The organism is Flagellimonas meishanensis, assembly GCF_019880545.1.
Classification (GTDB): Bacteria; Bacteroidota; Bacteroidia; order Flavobacteriales; family Flavobacteriaceae; genus Flagellimonas; species Flagellimonas meishanensis.
Window position 1 is genome coordinate 761,822 of the sequence record NZ_JAINVW010000003.1, and the last position, 18,542, is coordinate 780,363.

The following is an 18,542-nucleotide window of genomic DNA, read 5'->3' on the forward strand; positions in this document are numbered from 1 at the left end:
GCTCCAACATTACAACTTTCTTGCACAAGAGTTTCTATTTTTGCCCCCGTAATGCAGAAAAAAATCAACATAAAGAACAAAAGGGCCCGTTTCGACTATGAAATTCTGGACACTTATACTGCGGGCATCGTTTTGGGAGGCACGGAAATAAAATCCCTACGGTTGGGGAAGGCTTCACTATCCCAAAGTTTCTGCGAATTCAATGATAAGGGCGAATTGTTCGTCATCAACATGCAAATTGACGAATACAGTCACGGTGGATACTACAACCACAGGCCAAAAGCAGAGCGCAAGCTGCTGCTCAACAAGGGGGAACTCAAAAAACTTCGAAAGGAAGTGGTTGCCAGTGGCCTCACCATTATTCCCTTGAATCTGTTCATCAATGATCGGGGCTTGGCCAAAATGAATATAGGCCTTGCCAAGGGCAAAAAGCTTTACGACAAACGGGAAACTATCAAAGAGCGGGACAGCAAGCGTAATCTTTCACGCATCAAAAAAGATTTTAACAACTAGTTCTTGTCTTCCAAAAGTGGGACAAAACGGAAAAGTCCCAATTCCTGTTTTTCAAATTCCTTTTCCGACTTGCGTCGATATACGGTCATGATCTGCTCATCCACGCCAACAGGAATTACCAACCTACCCCCTACTTTTAACTGTGACATCAGCGCTTTGGGCACTTCTGGTGCGCCTGCCGTGACGATTATACCATCAAAAGGTGCATTGTCGGGCATGCCCTTATAGCCGTCCCCAAAAACAAACTTCTTGGGCCTGTAGTTCATTTTCTTGAAGAACAGGTTGGTTTTTTTAAAAAGCTCTTGCTGGCGCTCAATGGTAAATACCTTGGCCCCCATGTGCAACAAAATGGCCGTTTGGTAGCCGCTGCCCGTACCTATTTCCAGAATGGCGTCGTTGGGCTTTACCTGAAGGAGTTCGGTTTGGAAGGCTACCGTGTAGGGTTGGGATATGGTCTGGTCCGCCTCAATGGGAAATGCCTTGTCCTGATAGGCATGGTCTTCAAAGCTGCTGTCCAAAAACAAATGCCGCGGTACCGTTCTTATGGCATCTAGCACCTTTTCGTCCGTAATGCCCTTTTTTGCCAGTAGCTTGGCCAACTTATTGCGCATGCCCCGATGCTTCAATGTATCCTTCATGGTGTTTGGTCTGGTTCACGAATTTAAAAAGTTCCGTGCAACTTTGTTTTAGGTTACCTCTTATTTTTGTGGCAGAGTGCCACCATATCCTTATTTTTGAAAAAAAGACACAATATGCTTAAAGTTGGTGTCCTGGGTGCGGGACATTTGGGAAAAATACACCTCAGACTCCTAAACCAATCGGAAAAATACGAGCTTGTCGGCTTTCACGACCCGGATGAAATAAATGCCAAAAAAGTTGCGGCCGAATTTGGTTACACTTATTTTGAAAACATAAATAGCCTGATCGATGCAGTTGACGTGGTGGATATAGTCACTCCTACCCTTTCTCATTTTGATTGCGCCAAAAAAGCCATTGAAAAGAGCAGACATATTTTTATTGAAAAGCCCATCACGAACACGGTGGATGAAGCCCAAGAATTACTGGAACTTACTAAAAAATATAGGGTAAAAGGACAAGTGGGACATGTGGAGCGGTTCAATCCGGCATTTTTGGCCGTGCGGGACAAAATTGTCAACCCCATGTTCATTGAGACCCACAGGTTGGCCGAGTTCAATCCGAGGGGCACCGATGTGCCCGTAGTACTTGATCTTATGATCCATGACATTGATGTGATCCTTAGCGTTGTTCCATCAAAGGTGAAACAGATCAACGCAAGTGGCGTGTCCGTAATCAGCAATTCGCCAGACATTACCAATGCGCGCATCGAATTTGAGAATGGCTGTGTTGCCAATCTTACCTCCAGTCGTATTTCGCTCAAGAATATGCGCAAATCCCGTTTTTTTCAAAAAGATGCCTACATCTCGGTGGATTTTTTGGAAAAAAAGGTGGAGGTGGTAAAAATGAAGGACGCTCCTGAAAAACCGGGAGACTTTGATATGATCCTTCAAAACGCCGAAGGAATCAAAAAGCAAATCTATTTTGAAAACCCCGAAATTGAAGTGAACAATGCCATTCTGGATGAGCTGGAAACCTTTGCCGATGCCATCCAAAATGATACAACGCCCGTGGTAAGCTTGGAGCAGGGAACCCAAGCTTTGCGTGTGGCACTACAGATCATCGAATCATTTGAAAATTAGTTAGGCCTGCCAAAGCGTAATCCAGGACAATCAACTTTTAAACTATAGCAACAATAGAATGAAAAAAATCGCAGTAATCGGTGCCGGTACTATGGGGAATGGGATAGCTCACGTTTTTGCCCAAACCGGATTCCAAGTACACCTTATTGATATTGCCCAGGCTTCGTTGGATAAAGGTCTGGCGACCATTACCAAAAACTTGGACCGCATGCTGGCCAAGGAAACTATCAGCGAGGCGGATAAGAAAGAAACCCTGGACAACATTTCAACCTTTACCAATCTCAAGAATGGGGTCACCGGTGTCGACTTGGTGGTAGAGGCAGCCACGGAGAATCTGGACCTTAAACTCAAAATCTTCAAGGAGCTTGATGATCTTTGCGGGGAAAATACCATCCTTGCCACCAACACCTCGTCCATTTCCATTACACACATCGCTTCGGTGACCAAAAGACCTGAAAAAGTGATTGGAATGCACTTCATGAATCCCGTTCCCATTATGAAATTAGTGGAGATCATTCGGGGATACAGCACCTCGGATGAAGTAACACGGACCATTATGGACCTGTCCAAAAAATTGGGCAAGACACCTACCGAAGTGAACGATTATCCTGGTTTTGTGGCCAATCGCATCCTTATGCCAATGATCAACGAGGCTGTTGAGACCTTGTACAACGGTGTGGCCGGTGTGGCTGAAATTGACACGGTAATGAAACTGGGCATGGCACATCCAATGGGGCCGCTCCAATTGGCCGATTTTATAGGACTGGATGTATGCCTTTCCATTCTCAATGTGATGTATGATGGATTTAAGAATCCAAAATATGCACCGTGTCCGCTCCTGGTGAACATGGTAATGGCCGGAAAATTGGGAGTGAAATCGGGAGAAGGTTTTTATGACTATTCCGAGTCCCGAAAAGCCGAACATGTATCCACACAGTTTAGGTAATCAGTATGGCCCATATAAAACCTTTTAAGGCCATCCGTCCGGCAAAGGACAAAGTCTCATTCGTGGCCTCCAAATCGTATGAGGAGTACTCCAAGAACGAACTGAAATCCATTTTAAGGTACAATCCTTTCTCCTTCCTGCACATAATCAATCCTGGTTTCAAGTTTCATAAAACCATCATTGGAAAAGAACGGTTTGGCTTGGTAAGGAATCGATATTTGGAATTTTTGGAGGACCATGTTTTTGTAAAGGACCAAGAACCCAGTATGTATCTCTATCAAATCGAAAAAAATGATTTTAAGAGTTTGGGCTTCTTTTGTGCCTGTAGTGTGGAAGATTATCGCAGGGATGTCATCAAAAAGCATGAGGACACCATCCAGCGAAGGGAACAACTGTTCGCAGATTATTTGCACACCGTAGGGTTCAATGCAGAGCCGGTGCTGATGACCTATGTGGACAACGACTCGGTTGATGCCCTTTTCCAAAAGGAGACGCAGCAAAAGCCCGAGTATGATTTCACCACCACGGATAAGGTGAACCACAAGCTCTGGAAAATTGCGGATACTCGGACCATTCACCAACTAGAGACCATTTTTGAAAGCATGGATGCCCTGTACATAGCGGACGGTCATCATCGCAGTGCCTCATCCAAACTTCTGGCAGAGAAAATGGAAGCCGGTGATCGTTCCCATTCTGGAAAGGAACCGTACAACTATTTCATGGCTTACCTCATCCCAGAATCCCAAATAAGGATATATGAGTTTAACAGAATGGTGCAGGATTTGAACGGATTCTCCAAGGAAGAATTCCTTATCAAATTGGATGCATATTTTCGAATTGAGAAAAGGGAGGACGGATTGTACAGGCCCACAAAAAAGCATCACTTCAGCATGTATCTGGAAGGAGAGTTCTATTCCCTTTATTTAAGAAAGACCAAATACCAGTTCACCGATGCCCTGAGCAGACTGGACACCCAAATCCTCTATAAGACCATCTTGGAACCCATTTTAGGAATTCATGACCTTAGAAATGACAAGCGTATTTCGTACGGCTACGGCAAACACAATCTCATAAAAATGAAGGATGCCGTGGACAATGGAACCTTTGCTGTTGGGTTCAGCCTGGTTCCCATAACCACAGAAGAAATCAAGTCCATAGCCAATGCTGGCTTGGTAATGCCGCCAAAAAGCACCTATATTGAACCCAAATTACGAAGTGGGCTCGCCATTTATGAACTGTAATGACCGCTAATTCTGTATGACCATGTCGATAAAGGACAACATAGCCAAGCTCAAAAATGAACTGCCCGACCACGTGACCCTAGTGGCAGTTTCGAAAACCAAGCCCGGCGAGGCCATCATGGAAGCCTATGAGGCTGGACATCGGATTTTTGGGGAGAACAAAGTGCAGGAAATGGTACAGAAATGGGAAGAACTGCCAAAGGATATCGAATGGCACATGATTGGACACCTGCAGCGCAACAAGGTTAGATATATGGCCGGATTTGTGTCCCTTATCCATGGTGTTGACAGCTTAAAGCTCCTCGAAGAAATTGAAAAACAGGGCAAAAAGCATGACAGAACCATCCCTTGTCTCCTACAGATGCATATTGCTGAGGAGGAAACAAAATTTGGCTTGGATGTTCCTGAACTGGAGGCGTTACTTGAATCCAACGAATTCAAGATGATGGAACATGTTAAAATTGTTGGGCTAATGGGTATGGCCACGTTCACCGAAAACCAGCAACAAATAAGAAAGGAGTTTGCCAATCTCAGGTCAATTTTTGAAAATCTAAAGGAAAGATTGCCCTACATACACATCCTCTCCATGGGTATGAGCGGTGACTATCAAATCGCCATGGAACAGGGCAGCACCATGATCCGCATAGGAAGTAGTATCTTTGGGGCGCGCAACTAACAAAAAACTTCAAAATTTTTCATGTACGCTATTCTCGATATTGAAAGCACCGGGGGAAAATACAACGAGGAAGGCATCATGGAAATCGCTATACATAGGTTTGATGGCCACAAGGTTGTGGATAAATTCATGAGTTTGGTGAACCCGGAACGTGAAATACAGCCCTTTGTGACAAAACTTACCGGCATCAACAACCACATGCTGCGTTCGGCACCCAAGTTTCATGAAGTGGCCAAACGGATTGTGGAAATTACTGAGGGGACCGTACTTGTGGCCCATAATGCCCAGTTTGATTATCGTATACTCCGTACCGAATTCCGGCGGTTGGGCTATGACTTTCAGCGAAAAACTCTGTGCACCGTGGATCTCTCCAAAAAACTGCTTCCCGATGCCGAATCGCACAGCTTGGGAAAACTTGTGCGTTCGTTGGGTATCCCAATGAGTGACAGGCACCGGGCCAACGGTGATGCCATTGCCACCCTTAAGCTCTTTAAACTGCTATTGGGCAAGGACTCAGACAAACAAATCATGAAGGAGGTGATCCGGGAGGCCGAACATGGTGAGCTCTCCCCCAACCAGCTGGATATGGTATCCGAGTTGCCATCTGAAACCGGTGTTTACTATATGCACGACAAGGATGGGGAAATTATTTTCCTGGGGAAGACCAAAAACATCAAAAAAAGGGTGAACCAACATTTTACCAATGCGGGGACCTTGGCACGGAAGCTTCAAAAATATACTAAAAAGGTAAGCTACGAACGCACAGGAAGTGAACTTATGGCCATTCTGAAGGAATATGTGGAACTGGTGAGTACCAGGCCAAAGTACAACTCCATTTCACACAAAAAGCTCTTTTCGCATACGGTCAATTTTTCATTGAATGGTGAACCTCACATCACCGTTAAGATTGTGAAAGGCCAAATGCAACAGGAGCAGAAAATACGCTTCAATGGGGTTAGCTCAGCGATTAACTTTCTCAAAAGGGCGAGTGAGGAGTTCGATATTTGCCCCGCTTCAATGGGGCTCAAAAAATCCTGCTCCCATAATGAAAATGGTTGTTTGTCCGGCTGCTCAGATATTAAGGATGTAGAAAATTATAATCAGAAAATGCTCTCCATACTCCATAAATATGGTATAGAAAATAGGAGTTTGGCCTTGCTGGATAAGGGTCGTGAGCACGGTGAACAGGGCTTGGTGCTCATCAAAAATGGCAGGCTCCAAGGTTTTGGATACGTGGAACTCAACCATCAAATCAATAATATTCATATATTAGAATCATTGATCACCCCCATGTGCGGTGACGAAAACACTACATTTATCATTGAATCCTATTTGCGAAAAAGCCATGGACTCAAAGTTTTAGACCTAAGCCCTTCACTTTGAAAGAGCATAAAATACATTCGGGATGGAAAAGCAAGCTTCATGAAATAATTTATGAAGCTGACACCCCTGCGGGTAAAATGTTCGATATTCTGCTTTTCATCTTGATTATCATGAGCGTTGTGTTGGTGATGCTGGAAAGTGTGAAGGATGTGGATCATGACTATCATGGAATACTGCTAGCCTTGGAATGGGTGATCACCATATTCTTCACTTTTGAATATATAGCCCGTGTCATAAGTATAAAAAAGCCTTGGAAATATATTTTTAGCTTTTACGGCATCATCGATTTTGTTTCAACGATCCCGTTATACCTTTCCTATATCATGGCCGGCTCCCAAGTGCTCTTGGCGGTCCGGGCCTTCCGGTTATTGCGGATATTCAGAATCTTAAAATTGGTCAAATTTATGGGAGAGGCGTCCCAATTGAGGTCCGCACTGAGGGCAAGCAGGACGAAGATCGCCGTATTCATCTATGTGGTCATGATACTATCCGTCATCCTGGGTACCCTCATGTACATTATTGAAAGTGATGAGGCCGGTTTCACCAGTATTCCCAGAAGCATTTATTGGACCATCGTAACGCTGACCACTGTGGGGTACGGGGATATTGCCCCGCAGACCGCCCTGGGCCAGTTTTTTGCTACAATTATCATGGTTTTGGGTTATGGAATTATTGCTGTGCCCACGGGCATAGTCACTGTCGAGTTCTCAAAGCAAAACACAATCAAGAATCAAGCGCCCCATATGAACCTGAACACGCAATCCTGCGTAAACTGCCTGGCTGAGGGACATAGGGACGATGCCGCCCATTGTTACAACTGTGGTGAGCCCTTATGAGTTCCAATAAAGTATTGATTGCGATTGTGGGGCCTACTGCCATTGGAAAGACTTCCTTGGGAGTTTTTTTGGCCCAACATTTTGATACAGCGGTTATTTCCGCAGATTCCCGCCAGTTTTTCAAGGAAATGCATATTGGTACCGCAGTCCCGACCCAAGAGGAATTGAAGCAAGTCCCCCATCATTTTATTCAACATAAAAGTATCTTGGACACCTATTCCGTAGGTGATTTTGAAAAGGATGCGCTGACCAAACTTGAAACATTGTTCCTCACCAAGAACACCGTAATCATGGTCGGTGGCAGTGGGCTTTATGTTGATGCCGTCATAAAAGGGTTGGATGACTTCCCAGAGGTGAATCCGGCTTTGCGCAAAAAGCTGGTCCGGCAATTGCAGGAAAAGGGATTGGAAAGTCTGCAAGAGGAGTTGAAAAAAATTGACCAAGAGTATCATGCCAAGGTGGACCTGGACAATCCGCATCGGGTAATCAGGGCCTTGGAGGTGTCCTTGACTGCCAGCAGACCCTACTCCTCATTTTTGGATCGGGAAAAGAAAAATAGACCTTTCAAACATTTATATGTGGGGCTATTTGCACCCAGGGAGGTTATTTATGAACGCATCAACCAACGTGTTGACCAAATGATTGAGGCAGGTCTCATGGACGAAGCCAAGAAACTACATGAGCATAAAAATCGAAATGCACTGCAAACGGTTGGCTACAAGGAGCTCTTTGAGTTTTTTGAAGGGCGCTGTTCCTTGGAGTTCGCCATTTCTGAAATAAAAAAGAACACCCGGCGCTTCGCAAAACGGCAGCTTACCTGGTTAAGGAAAAATCCAGAAGTTTTGTGGTTAGAACATGATTTGGCAAAGGAGGACATGCTGAAAATGATTTTGGAACGAACAAAAAGTATCAGGAATGCAGACTAAAAAATTCGTTTTTGTAGTGATGGGAGTAAGTGGTACCGGGAAAACCACTGTGGGCAAATTATTGGCAGAAAAACTGGATTTACCTTTTTTTGACGGGGACGATTTTCACCCCGAGTCCAATATTGAGAAAATGAGTGTTGGGATTCCTTTGAATGATCAAGATAGGGAAGGATGGCTTAGAGCCCTGAATCAACTGGCCATGGACCACAAATTATCTGGTGCCGTCATAGCTTGCTCTGCCTTAAAGGAGTCCTATCGCGTCATTTTAAGGAACCAAATGGGAATTCTGATGCGGTTCATTTTTCTTGATGGCTCTTTCGACCTCATCAAAAGAAGAATGGAGCAGCGGAAAGGCCATTTTATGCCCTTGGAACTATTACAATCCCAATTCGATACTTTAGAGATTCCCGAAAATGCCATTTCCGTTTCGGTAGATCAGACCGTAGAAAAGATAGTGTCCGAAATTTTGATGAAAATTCAATAAAGAATGTATTCCGGAGGATTTGTAAAAACTTAACACAAAAAGTAGGGTTTATCCACTATATTGTTAAAATTTTTTGGAACAAGTGCGTAACATACCATGTCCCTAACAGTCTAACTCACAACTAATGTAAATTTTATTGAAATGAAAAGAATTTGGTTTTTGGCAGTTGCTACAATACTGCTTTGGAATTGTAAAGAACAGCCAAAAGAAACTGCCGAGGTGGAGAAAATACCTGGTATTGTATTGGAAAACATGGACACCACTGTTAGTCCAAAAGAAGATTTCTACAATTATGTGAACGGGAACTGGATGAAGAATACTGAAATTCCGGAGGACCGCACCCGATGGGGAGGATTCTCTGTACTTCGAAAATCCACAGATGCCGATGTCCTTCAAATTATTTCAGAAGCAAAAACAAGCAACAAGTACGATGCCACCACGGATCAAGCCAAAGCAATTGCCATTTTTGACACAAAGATGGACACCGTCGCACGCAATGAAGCTGGAATTGACCCACTACGCCCCGCCTTGGACGCTATTTCCGGAATTCAGAACCTAGGCGACCTCCAAACGGTGCTCGCCACCAACCCTTCGGTATCCTCTCCCCTTGCAGGTATTTCGGTATTTGCCGATTTAAACAACAGTGCCATGAACGCCGTGTATCTGAACCCTAATGGATTGGGACTTCCAGAACGGGATTACTATTTGGATGATGACGATAAGTCCAAAGAAATCCGTGAGGAATATAAAAAACACATCGTTCGGATGTTGCAAATTTTGGGCGATAGTGAAAAAGATGCCATTGCCGCTTCGAATAAAATTCTTGAACTCGAAACCCAATTGGCAAAACCAAGATTGAACAAAGTGGAACGGCGCGATGCCCGCAATCTTAACAATCCAAGGAGCATTGCCGAAGTTGATGCGATGTTGAGCAGCATTGACCTGCCAAAAATGCTCACTGATATTGGAGCAACCAAAGCATTTGACACCATTTTTGTGACCCAACTGGATTATACCAAGGTATTGGACGACTTCTTGAAGAACACACCTATTGAAGACATTAAAACCTTGGTGCGGTGGGACACCTTCAACAATGCTGCCAATCGGCTTACCACGGAAATTGAGACGGCCAATTGGGAGTTCTACAGCAAGTATCTCAGAGGTGCCGAAAAGCAGCGTCCAGCGGACGAACGGGCTTTGGCAACAGTAAATGGGTCTGTAGGTGAAGCACTGGGGCAATTGTATGTGGATGCCAAGTTTCCTCCTGAAGCCAAGGAAAAAGCGGAAAAAATGATTGCAAACATCATCGAGGCCTATAAGGAGCGTATCAAGAAATTGGATTGGATGGGAGACTCCACAAAGACCAAAGCAATTGAAAAACTGGACAAGTTCACCGTGAAAATTGCCTATCCTGATAAATGGGAGGATTATTCTTCCATGAAAGTCTCTGCAGACCAATCTTACTTCGACAATATGGTTGCCGTTGCTAAATGGCAACTGGCTGATAACTTGGCAGATATTGGCGAACCGGTGGACAAAAGCAAGTGGGGCATGTCTCCACAGACTGTAAATGCATATTTTAATCCTTTGAACAATGAGATTGTTTTCCCGGCAGCCATCCTTCAGCCTCCATTTTACAACTATACTGCAGATGAGGCGGTAAACTACGGTGGTATTGGAGCGGTGATCGGGCACGAAATCTCCCATGCCTTTGATGATAGCGGTTCACGCTTCGATTCCAATGGAAACCTAAAAAACTGGTGGACCGAAGCTGATTTGGCTGCTTTTACCCAACGAGGTGACTCATTGGCAGCGCAATACGATAAGATTGAGGTGCTTCCGGAAGTGTTTGTAAATGGCAAGTTTACTTTAGGTGAGAATATTGGTGATCTTGGAGGAGTACTGGGAGCCTATGATGGATTACAAAAACATTTTGCCGAAAATGGGCGGCCTGAGAATATCGATGGTTTTACACCGGAACAGCGTTTCTTTATGTCGTGGGCCACGGTTTGGAGGACCAAAATAAGGGATGAAGCTTTACGAACACAAATTAAGACCGACCCCCATTCACCCGGTCAAGTCAGGGCCATTCAGCCCTTATTGAACGTGCAAGCATTTTATGATGCATTCGATATCAAAGAAGGTGATGGAATGTACTTGGCTCCGGAGGATAGGGTCCATATCTGGTAACCACGCCCATCCCAAAGCATAGAAAACAAAAAACCACCCATTTTGGGTGGTTTTTTGTTTTAAGATAAAAAATTCTCTATTGATTTTCCGCCTTGACCACCAATCTGAAACCTTCTCCATGAATGTTCAAGATTTCGACCAAGTCATCGCGTTTAAGATACTTTCTCAATTTGGCGATATAAACGTCCATGCTTCTGGAAGTGAAGTAGTTATCGTCCCTCCAAATTTTGGTCAATGCCAGTTCCCTGGGCATCAAATCGTTTTCATGCAGGGCCAATAGGCGAAGGAGCTCATTTTCCTTTGGAGAAAGTTTGATGGGCTCTTCGTCTTTATAGGTAAGGAAACGCAGTTTGGAATTGAGATGGAAGTTGCCTATCTCAAATTCGAATTGCTTGCTGTCCGCCAACGAATTGGAGGCCTTTCGCTGTAGGATGGCCCTAAGTTTCATCAAGAGTACTTCCGAATCAAAGGGTTTGTTCAAATAATCATCTGCACCGGCCTTGTATCCCTTGAGCACATCTTCCTTCATGGTCTTTGCCGTTAAGAAGATAATGGGCACATTCTCGTTCTTATCCCGTATTTCCCTGGCCAGGGTAAACCCATCCTTGTAGGGCATCATTACATCCAAAATACAGACGTCGTAATTGTCCTTTTTAAATTTTTCAAAGCCCTCCATTCCATTTTTGGCCAAAACGACCTCAAAGTCGTTCATGGATAGGTAATCCTTTAGGACAATCCCGAAATTTGGGTCATCCTCTACCAGTAATATCTTCTTTTTCTCTGTTTCCATAATTTTGTTTCTAAATTAAAGGGAGCTTTATGAAGAAAGTACTTCCTTTTCCTTTTTCGCTTTCTGCATAGACCTCACCCTGATGGTCTTCTATAATTCGTTTTACGTAGGCCAGTCCCAAACCGTGGCCCTTTACGTTATGTATATCGCCGGTGTGCTCGCGGTAGAACTTTTCAAATACACGTTTTAAAACCGCTTTGCTCATTCCAGCTCCTTGATCTTGAATTTTGACGATGATACTGTTTTTTGCCATTTCCGTGAACACCTCAATTTTTGGTGATTCAGGAGAGTATTTGACCGCATTGTCCAAAATGTTCACGATTACATTGGTCATGTGCGTATCATTGGCCAAAATCTCTGCTCTTTCGGCGTCCAAATGGGCTTTTACATAGCCTCCCCGGTCCGCCACGATCAGCTCAATATGGGCAATGGCATCACGTATCAGTTCATGAAGGTCCACCCTATCTTTACTGATGTCCAATTGGTTCTTTTCCAATTTGGAAATCCGAAGTACGTTCTCCACCTGAGCGTGCATGCGCTTGTTCTCATCCTTTATCATCCCCAAGTACCGCAGTACTTTTTCCTTGTCTTCCGATACCATCGGATTTCTCAGCGCCTCAACAGCCAAATTGATCGTGGCTATCGGTGTCTTGAACTCATGCGTCATATTGTTGATGAAATCGGACTTTATCTCCGATATCTGCTTTTGTTTGATCAACTGGTAGATGGCACTCGAATAGGCAATCATTATCACCAAGGTGAAAATCAATGAAAGTAAGGCCATACCCATGATGGACCTGAACAGGAACTTCTTCATTCTTGGAAAGGTGAGCAACAACGAAAAATTGGTGTTCCCCTCACTATCCTTGAAAATGGGCGCCTTGTACATTTTGGATTCAGAAAACCTGAACTTCCTTGACCGGACTTTTGTCGGATATCCCTGACTGTAAACCCCATATTCATAATCGATGTCGATACCTCTGTTTTTGAGCTCCTGGCTCAATAGCAGTTCCAATTCTTGCTTGGATACCCTCTTATAGATTGGCCGCGTTTTTGCATATTCCATGAATACATCTTCCCAAGCCGCTTTATCAATTTTGGACAATCCACCAATTTTTTCAGCTTTTTGAATCGGTGTCAGGCTATAGCTTTTGCCATCCAGCCCATATTCTTCCTTATATACGGCCTTTGTTCGCTTGCTGGTGAAGTTCTTAATGGTGGTCGTATCATCTTCACTTTCAATATTATCAAAGAACGTGGATGTTATATTGTAATCTTCCTCCAAGATTCCATGGGAATAAAAGAGAATTTCATCCGAATTCAAATCACGGTCAACAAATAAAAAATTCCTGAACTGTGTGGTTTTTGGTTGTCCTATGCTGTCTACCAGCGAAGCCAAACGATCTGAATATTCCTTCATCTCCCTCTTCTCCACCCTACTGGCCACTTTGTCCAGTATATCGGTAACCGTTCTTGAGAATTGCTCCTCTTTGTCGTCAATGGATGTTCTGATCCAATATACCTGAACAAAAATTATCCCTATCAAGGACAAACTCATCAATATGACGAGAAGAGCAAACAGCTTCTTGTTCATTGCAACAAAATTAGAAATTTAACATTTAGGCCTTTTATCGTTTAACCTAACCTTAACAAATATGTTAAAATTGGTCCTTGGCCAGTTTTAATAGGTTGGTATGCAGTGTTTTGACCTTCTTTTCGGTACTTTCAAGATCAATATTTTGGATGAGAAAGTCGGCAAGTTCAATTTTCCTATGCTCATCCATTTGGTTTTTGATTCTTTCCAGTACTTTTTCCTTCGAGGTACCATCCCGTTTCACAACCCTCTCCAATCGGGTTTCTTCTGGCGCGGTCACCATCAGTACTAAATCATATAGGTGCTGCATTTCGTTTTCAAAAATCAGGGCTGACTCTTGAACCACATAGGGGGTCTTCTGCTTCTCCTTCCACTGGATGAAATGCTTCCTTACCGCCGGATGCACAATGGCGTTGAGTTTTTCCAGGGCATCCCTATCGTTGAAGGCCTTGGATGCAATGTAGGCCCGGTTCAGACCATTCTTGCCATACGCCTTTTTGCCAAAAAGGGAAATAATCCTTTCCTTGATCTCTTCTGATGATGTCATCAGCAGTTTGGCCTCCGCGTCAGAATCATACACGGGAACTCCCAATGCCCTGAACATTTCGGCCACGGTACTTTTGCCGCTTCCTATTCCACCTGTCAAACCAACTATCATCATTGCTGCTCCAGGACAAAATTAACGGTGTTTTCAAGCAGACGGACGTCGTACACATTCTTTGGGGATTTCTTCAGTTCCAAGTACAGCGTACCCTTTCCAGAGCCATCCAACCTACCGTAATCCGCTACCACTTCAAAATCCGATTCAGAAATTTCCTTGAGCCTGTCCAATTTCGCCTTGCAGAGAACCGAAACCGAATTGGGAAAGGTTTTTACGCTATACCCTTCAGGTTGGTTTATCACAGCGATTGAAAGGGTGTAAATCTCCTCCGAGAACCGGACCACTTTTCCAGAAATTTTTACACGTTCCAAAGAAAAAATGGTATTGTTCAGCCCTTTGGGGAAAACTAGGGGCGCCTCCCTGTTGAAATCGACAGCGATATCTTTGAGCTCAATTACCGCTGTCATGATCTGTCGAAGGGTGTCAATTTCGGACAAGGGACCCTTGGCCATGACATGGGAAGGTTCAATCCCTAATGGTCCATCCAAAATAAAGTTTTGTTGCAGTCGTAGGTCCAAATTCGGCGCTATGGGAATTTCCTTGGAAGCTACTTGATATAGGTCGAGAACCAGTTGCTTTCTGTCCAGATCAAGTAAGGATATGCTTTGGGACAGCTGTCCGTCAATTTGTTTTTTCAACAAGGCATCATCAATAAGGTATTTGCCATTTTCGTAACGTGCCTGGGAGACATCTATATCCAACCGTTTGGCAAAAAGATTGTAGAAAAGGAACCTAAACCCGCTTGTCCTTAATTTGGCCTCCATTGAAGTGACGGCATTTTTCCCCAGCAATAGGGTATCTGGCAAATTCGTATAATTTAGTTTGACATCGCATCTTGATTCATAGGGCTCCGAAAGGTTGCTCAAGAACCAAGCCAAAAAAGAGCACAACAGAAATAGTGAAAATACCTTCACCTTCTTTTGATTGAGGTTGCGCAGCAAGTTTTTGAACACGATTATTTCAGCTTAAAAAACAATTTAGGAAACAGCACCTCTGGCTGCTTTTTACTAAAAGTAAGCAAGATTGTCGATTTTAGAAAACCCAGGCCATATCCCGTGAACTGGACAAGGGCGGCAAAAATCGCCAATAGGGCCACAACCGGGCTTTTTGTTGAAACCAAGGCATCCAAAAACAACAATAAAAAGTAAGCGGCATACAATAGGATGGGCAGTGCCATCCCAAAGACCCAAAAAACAAGGGACAGGCCAAGCCCGAACATGAACATGGTGGGGAACCAATACGTGGGCCGAGCTGTACCCGGGTGCCATCGGTTCAAAATAGGTCGGACCATGCCAAATTTGTTCACTTGGATGTAAAACTTGTTCCAATCAATCCTGCGTTTATGGTACACGTAGGCCTTGGGAAACAACCGGGAGTGAAATCCGGATTTCCAAATGCGAAACGTCAGGTCTGGATCCTCTCCGGGATGAATTTGCCCAAATCCGCCAACCTTTTCAAAAGCCGTTTTGGAAATCCCCATATTGAAGCTGCGGGGTTGGAATTTTCCAACCGCCTTTTTACCGCCTCGAATACCGCCCGTGGTCAAAAAAGAGGTCATTACATAATTGATGGCTTTTTGCACTGTGGTAAAAGATGCCTCGGCGGCATCGGGTCCTCCAAAACAGTGTACAAACTCCGTTTGGAGTTCTTTTTCAACCTCGGACAGATAGTTTTTAGGTAAAATACAGTCCGAATCCAAGATGATGAAAAAATTTCCCCTGGCCTTTCTCATCCCAAAATTCCTGGAATCTCCCGGCCCCGAATTGTCCTTATAGTAATAGGAAATCTGAAGGTTCTTCTGATACTTTTTTACGATGTCCTCGGCTCGTTCGCTGGAACCGTCCTCCACAATCACCACTTCATAATCCTGTTCAAAATCCTGATATACAAGACTTTCCAACAGTTCCCGAATTTCTTCGGGCCGGTTGTACACTGGGACGATTATGGAGAAAAAAGTGCTCATATCAAAAAGAAAAGCCACCCGATAGTGGATGGCTTTCAACAAAAAATAAATTCATTATTGGGTAAATTCATCAATTACTTCCTGGCTAACCCCGGTATTCGAGAAACCTCCATCATGGAACAAGTTCTGCATGGTCACCTTTTTGGTCAGGTCGGAAAATAAGCTCACCGTATAGTTGGCACAATCCGCAGCGGTGGCGTTGCCAAGGGGCGACATTTTTTCTGCATAGGAGATGAACCCATCAAATCCCTTTACGCCCTGCCCTGCGGTGGTCGGCGTAGGGGATTGGGAAATAGTGTTCACCCTTACCTTCTTTTCCTTGCCAAAAAAGTAGCCAAAACTTCGGGCCACGGATTCCAAATAGGCCTTGTTGTCGGCCATGTCGTTATAATCAGGGAAGGTGCGCTGGGCCGCCATGTAGGTGAGTGCCACGATACTGCCCCATTCGTTCATGGCATCGGCTTTATAAAGCGTCTGCATCACTTTATGGAAAGACAGGGCGGAAACATCCCATCCCTTTGCGGTAAAATCGTAGTTCTCATCGGTGTAGGCCCTTCCTTTTCTTACGTTCACTGACATTCCGATGGAATGCAGCACAAAATCCAGTTTTCCGCCAAGAATTTCCATGGCCTGGTCCACCAAATTTTTCAAATCCTCCTCACTGGTGGCATCTGCCGGTATTATTTCTGCATTGGTCCTTGCTGCCAATTCCTTTATTTGTCCCATGCGCATGGCAATGGGTGCATTGGTCAGCACAAATGTACCTCCTTCTTCATGCACGCGTTCCGCGGTTTTCCAAGCGATGGAATTTTCATCCAATGCTCCAAAAATAATTCCTTTCTTCCCCTTTAAAAGATTGTAAGCCATAGTTGTTTCAGCTATTGTTATTGTGTGACAAAGATATCCATTCTATTTTAAGTTTGAAGATTCCGGCCATGCGAATCCGTCTATCCCAAAAGTTGTTTGGCATGGGCTAGGGCAGATTCTGAAAGTACCTTGCCGCCCAACATTTCTGCCAGCTCCTTGATGCGTTCATCTTCATTCAGTTTTTTCATCCGGGTACTGGTTCCCAATTCATCCTCCTCTTTAAATACCTTAAATTGATGTTGTCCTTTGGAAGCCACCTGGGGCAAATGGGTGATGGAAAAAACCTGCATGTTCTTGCTCATTTCTTGCATGATCTCTCCCATCCTATTTGAAATTTCTCCGGAAACACCCGTATCTATTTCATCGAACATCATGGTGGGCAACTGTTCATACGTGGCCAGAATGGATTTGATGGTCAACATGATTCGTGATAATTCTCCACCGGAAGCCACTTTTTTCAACTCACCGAAACTGGAGCCCTTATTGGCGGAGAACAAGAAAATCAAATCATCTTTCCCATTATGCTTGAAGGTTTTCGAAGGCTCTACCTCAATCATAAAGGTAGCGGAAGGCATCCCCAGTTGCACCAGACTGGACTCAAGTCTACGCTTTAGCTCCGGGATTACCCCGTTCCTTGCCTTTCTGATATCTGCGGCAATTGCTTCAAGCTCATCCTTTATCCGATTGACCTCCGTCCTTTTTTCTTCAATTTTTGCTTCAATGTTGGCAACGACATCCACTTTTTCGGATAGTTGCTGTTTGATTTCCATCAACGCTTCCACCGAGGCTACCTGATGCTTTTTTTGAAGGTCGTAGAGTTTTTGTAACTGCCCGTTCACTGTTTCCAAACGTGTAGGATTCGCCTCAACGGTATCCTGCAGTTGTTCCAATTCGGCAGCGATATCATCCATTTCTATAAAAACCGATTGAATTCGCTCGTTCAGGGCGGTATAGGCCGGTCCAAAATCCGCCAGTTGTTGCAGGGAACGTTTTAAATCCGATAACTGGCCCAAAACTCCCATCTCCTCATGCTGCAATAGCTGATGCCCCTTGGCCAGTTGTTCCAGGATGTGTTCCACATTGTTCAACTGTTCATATTCCACTTCCAGTACTTCTTGGATTCCCGGTTGCAGCGCAACAGTTTCCAACTCCTGCAATAGAAAACTATGGTAATCATGGTCCTTATCCGCATTGGATTGAAAATCGATCAGTCCCTGCAATTCTTTTGATGCCTTTTGAAAACGATCAAGCTGACTCTGGTAACTTTTTAATCTTTCCGAATTTTCGGCCAGGGCATCCACCACTTTCAACTGAAACTCATTTTCGGTGAGCTGCAGCGTTTGGTGCTGGGAATGTACATCCACCAACCGACTGCCCAATGTTTTCATAACATCCAAAGTGATTGGGGTATCATTTACGAAAGCCCTCGATTTTCCGCCGGGCAGGATTTCCCTGCGCAAAAGGGTCTGGTCCTCGTAGTCCACATCATTTTCTTCAAAAAGAGCCTGCAACCCATATTTTGAGATATCAAATTCGGCTTCAATGATGCATTTTTGGGTCTGGTCTTTTAATGAGGATAGATCGGCACGGTTTCCCAGTACCAACGAAAGACCTCCAAGCAATATCGACTTTCCGGCACCTGTTTCCCCGGTAATGGTGGTGAAACCATCCGAAAACTGGACATCGATATCATCAATCAGCGCATAATTCTTAATGGAAAGATTTGTAAGCAAAGCCGAAGATTTTCTCCGTAA

Annotated in this window: 18 protein-coding genes; 10 read left to right on the forward strand and 8 right to left on the reverse strand. The window is 44.3% G+C overall.

Translation table 11 applies throughout. The annotated features are described in order from the left end of the window. Positions 1–51 precede the first annotated feature (51 nt). Positions 52–513 (forward strand): SsrA-binding protein SmpB, encoded by a 462-nt coding sequence (gene smpB, locus K7G75_RS11395; protein ID WP_222984370.1) that lies wholly within the window; start codon positions 52–54, stop codon positions 511–513. On the opposite strand, the gene K7G75_RS11400 is transcribed toward smpB, so the two are convergent. Next, the gene (locus K7G75_RS11400; RefSeq protein ID WP_222984371.1) at positions 510–1,151 is read right to left on the reverse strand and encodes a protein-L-isoaspartate(D-aspartate) O-methyltransferase; all 642 of its coding nucleotides are present in this window, start codon (positions 1,149–1,151) and stop codon (positions 510–512) included. The genes smpB and K7G75_RS11400 overlap by 4 nt on opposite strands. A gap of 114 nt (positions 1,152–1,265) precedes the next feature. Between K7G75_RS11400 and K7G75_RS11405 the strand changes: the two genes are divergently transcribed. The 9 genes from K7G75_RS11405 (at position 1,266) to K7G75_RS11445 (ending at position 10,913) form a co-directional block, all read left to right on the forward strand. Beyond that, entirely contained in the window at positions 1,266–2,231 is a 966-nt protein-coding gene (locus tag K7G75_RS11405) for a Gfo/Idh/MocA family protein (protein ID WP_222984372.1), read from the forward strand. A 58-nt stretch (positions 2,232–2,289) separates the two neighbouring features. After that, positions 2,290–3,177 (forward strand): 3-hydroxyacyl-CoA dehydrogenase family protein, encoded by an 888-nt coding sequence (locus tag K7G75_RS11410; RefSeq protein ID WP_222984373.1) that lies wholly within the window; start codon positions 2,290–2,292, stop codon positions 3,175–3,177. Positions 3,178–3,182: 5 nt separating this feature from the next. Next, positions 3,183–4,418, forward strand: a complete 1,236-nt coding sequence (locus K7G75_RS11415; protein WP_222984374.1) for a DUF1015 domain-containing protein — start codon at positions 3,183–3,185, stop codon at positions 4,416–4,418. Between the two features lie 22 nt (positions 4,419–4,440). Further along, on the forward strand, positions 4,441–5,094 hold the full coding sequence (locus K7G75_RS11420; protein ID WP_222984375.1) for a YggS family pyridoxal phosphate-dependent enzyme: 654 nt from the start codon (positions 4,441–4,443) through the stop codon (positions 5,092–5,094). 21 nt (positions 5,095–5,115) lie between these two features. Next, positions 5,116–6,477, forward strand: a complete 1,362-nt coding sequence (locus K7G75_RS11425) for an exonuclease domain-containing protein (RefSeq protein WP_222984376.1) — start codon at positions 5,116–5,118, stop codon at positions 6,475–6,477. Further along, the gene (locus K7G75_RS11430; protein ID WP_222984377.1) at positions 6,474–7,313 is read left to right on the forward strand and encodes an ion transporter; all 840 of its coding nucleotides are present in this window, start codon (positions 6,474–6,476) and stop codon (positions 7,311–7,313) included. Before K7G75_RS11425 ends, K7G75_RS11430 begins: the two co-directional genes overlap by 4 nt. Continuing rightward, positions 7,310–8,239, forward strand: a complete 930-nt coding sequence (gene miaA, locus K7G75_RS11435; protein WP_222984378.1) for a tRNA (adenosine(37)-N6)-dimethylallyltransferase MiaA — start codon at positions 7,310–7,312, stop codon at positions 8,237–8,239. Before K7G75_RS11430 ends, miaA begins: the two co-directional genes overlap by 4 nt. Further along, entirely contained in the window at positions 8,229–8,723 is a 495-nt protein-coding gene (locus tag K7G75_RS11440; protein ID WP_222984379.1) for a gluconokinase, read from the forward strand. The genes miaA and K7G75_RS11440 overlap by 11 nt, the downstream gene beginning before the upstream one ends. A 141-nt stretch (positions 8,724–8,864) precedes the next feature. Continuing rightward, the gene (locus tag K7G75_RS11445) at positions 8,865–10,913 is read left to right on the forward strand and encodes a M13 family metallopeptidase (protein ID WP_222984380.1); all 2,049 of its coding nucleotides are present in this window, start codon (positions 8,865–8,867) and stop codon (positions 10,911–10,913) included. 76 nt (positions 10,914–10,989) lie between these two features. Here K7G75_RS11445 and K7G75_RS11450 read toward each other — a convergent pair whose 3' ends face one another. The 7 genes from K7G75_RS11450 to recN all read right to left on the reverse strand — a co-directional run bounded on the left by K7G75_RS11450 (position 10,990) and on the right by recN (position 18,521). Beyond that, positions 10,990–11,703 carry a response regulator transcription factor gene (locus tag K7G75_RS11450; protein ID WP_222984381.1) on the reverse strand — a complete coding sequence of 238 codons (714 nt, stop codon included), beginning with the start codon at positions 11,701–11,703 and terminating at the stop codon, positions 10,990–10,992. 10 nt (positions 11,704–11,713) lie between these two features. Beyond that, positions 11,714–13,297, reverse strand: coding sequence for a sensor histidine kinase (locus K7G75_RS11455; RefSeq protein ID WP_222984382.1), 1,584 nt, complete (start codon positions 13,295–13,297; stop codon positions 11,714–11,716). Positions 13,298–13,361: 64 nt separating this feature from the next. Continuing rightward, on the reverse strand, positions 13,362–13,958 hold the full coding sequence (gene coaE, locus K7G75_RS11460) for a dephospho-CoA kinase (RefSeq protein ID WP_222984383.1): 597 nt from the start codon (positions 13,956–13,958) through the stop codon (positions 13,362–13,364). Beyond that, positions 13,955–14,911, reverse strand: a complete 957-nt coding sequence (locus tag K7G75_RS11465; protein WP_222984384.1) for a YbbR-like domain-containing protein — start codon at positions 14,909–14,911, stop codon at positions 13,955–13,957. Before K7G75_RS11465 ends, coaE begins: the two co-directional genes overlap by 4 nt. A 2-nt stretch (positions 14,912–14,913) precedes the next feature. Next, a complete protein-coding gene (locus K7G75_RS11470) occupies positions 14,914–15,921 on the reverse strand; it encodes a glycosyltransferase family 2 protein (protein ID WP_222985019.1) in 1,008 nt (335 codons plus the stop codon). A 54-nt stretch (positions 15,922–15,975) separates the two neighbouring features. Next, positions 15,976–16,788, reverse strand: coding sequence for an enoyl-ACP reductase FabI (locus K7G75_RS11475; protein ID WP_222984385.1), 813 nt, complete (start codon positions 16,786–16,788; stop codon positions 15,976–15,978). A gap of 80 nt (positions 16,789–16,868) precedes the next feature. Continuing rightward, positions 16,869–18,521 (reverse strand): DNA repair protein RecN, encoded by a 1,653-nt coding sequence (gene recN / locus K7G75_RS11480; protein ID WP_222984386.1) that lies wholly within the window; start codon positions 18,519–18,521, stop codon positions 16,869–16,871. Positions 18,522–18,542: the final 21 nt, after the last annotated feature.

Excerpts from the sequence above, each read along its gene's own strand:
- K7G75_RS11440 (WP_222984379.1), top strand. The coding sequence starts at position 8,229 with ATGCAGACTAAAAAATTCGTTTTTGTAGTGATGGGAGTAAGTGGTACC.
- K7G75_RS11400 (WP_222984371.1), bottom strand. The coding sequence starts at position 1,151 with ATGAAGGATACATTGAAGCATCGGGGCATGCGCAATAAGTTGGCCAAG.
- K7G75_RS11475 (WP_222984385.1), bottom strand. The coding sequence starts at position 16,788 with ATGGCTTACAATCTTTTAAAGGGGAAGAAAGGAATTATTTTTGGAGCA.
- K7G75_RS11455 (WP_222984382.1), bottom strand. The coding sequence starts at position 13,297 with ATGAACAAGAAGCTGTTTGCTCTTCTCGTCATATTGATGAGTTTGTCC.
- K7G75_RS11420 (WP_222984375.1), top strand. The coding sequence starts at position 4,441 with ATGTCGATAAAGGACAACATAGCCAAGCTCAAAAATGAACTGCCCGAC.
- coaE (WP_222984383.1), bottom strand. The coding sequence starts at position 13,958 with ATGATGATAGTTGGTTTGACAGGTGGAATAGGAAGCGGCAAAAGTACC.
- K7G75_RS11470 (WP_222985019.1), bottom strand. The coding sequence starts at position 15,921 with ATGAGCACTTTTTTCTCCATAATCGTCCCAGTGTACAACCGGCCCGAA.
- smpB (WP_222984370.1), top strand. The coding sequence starts at position 52 with ATGCAGAAAAAAATCAACATAAAGAACAAAAGGGCCCGTTTCGACTAT.
- miaA (WP_222984378.1), top strand. The coding sequence starts at position 7,310 with ATGAGTTCCAATAAAGTATTGATTGCGATTGTGGGGCCTACTGCCATT.
- K7G75_RS11415 (WP_222984374.1), top strand. The coding sequence starts at position 3,183 with ATGGCCCATATAAAACCTTTTAAGGCCATCCGTCCGGCAAAGGACAAA.
- K7G75_RS11450 (WP_222984381.1), bottom strand. The coding sequence starts at position 11,703 with ATGGAAACAGAGAAAAAGAAGATATTACTGGTAGAGGATGACCCAAAT.
- K7G75_RS11425 (WP_222984376.1), top strand. The coding sequence starts at position 5,116 with ATGTACGCTATTCTCGATATTGAAAGCACCGGGGGAAAATACAACGAG.
- K7G75_RS11445 (WP_222984380.1), top strand. The coding sequence starts at position 8,865 with ATGAAAAGAATTTGGTTTTTGGCAGTTGCTACAATACTGCTTTGGAAT.
- K7G75_RS11405 (WP_222984372.1), top strand. The coding sequence starts at position 1,266 with ATGCTTAAAGTTGGTGTCCTGGGTGCGGGACATTTGGGAAAAATACAC.
- K7G75_RS11410 (WP_222984373.1), top strand. The coding sequence starts at position 2,290 with ATGAAAAAAATCGCAGTAATCGGTGCCGGTACTATGGGGAATGGGATA.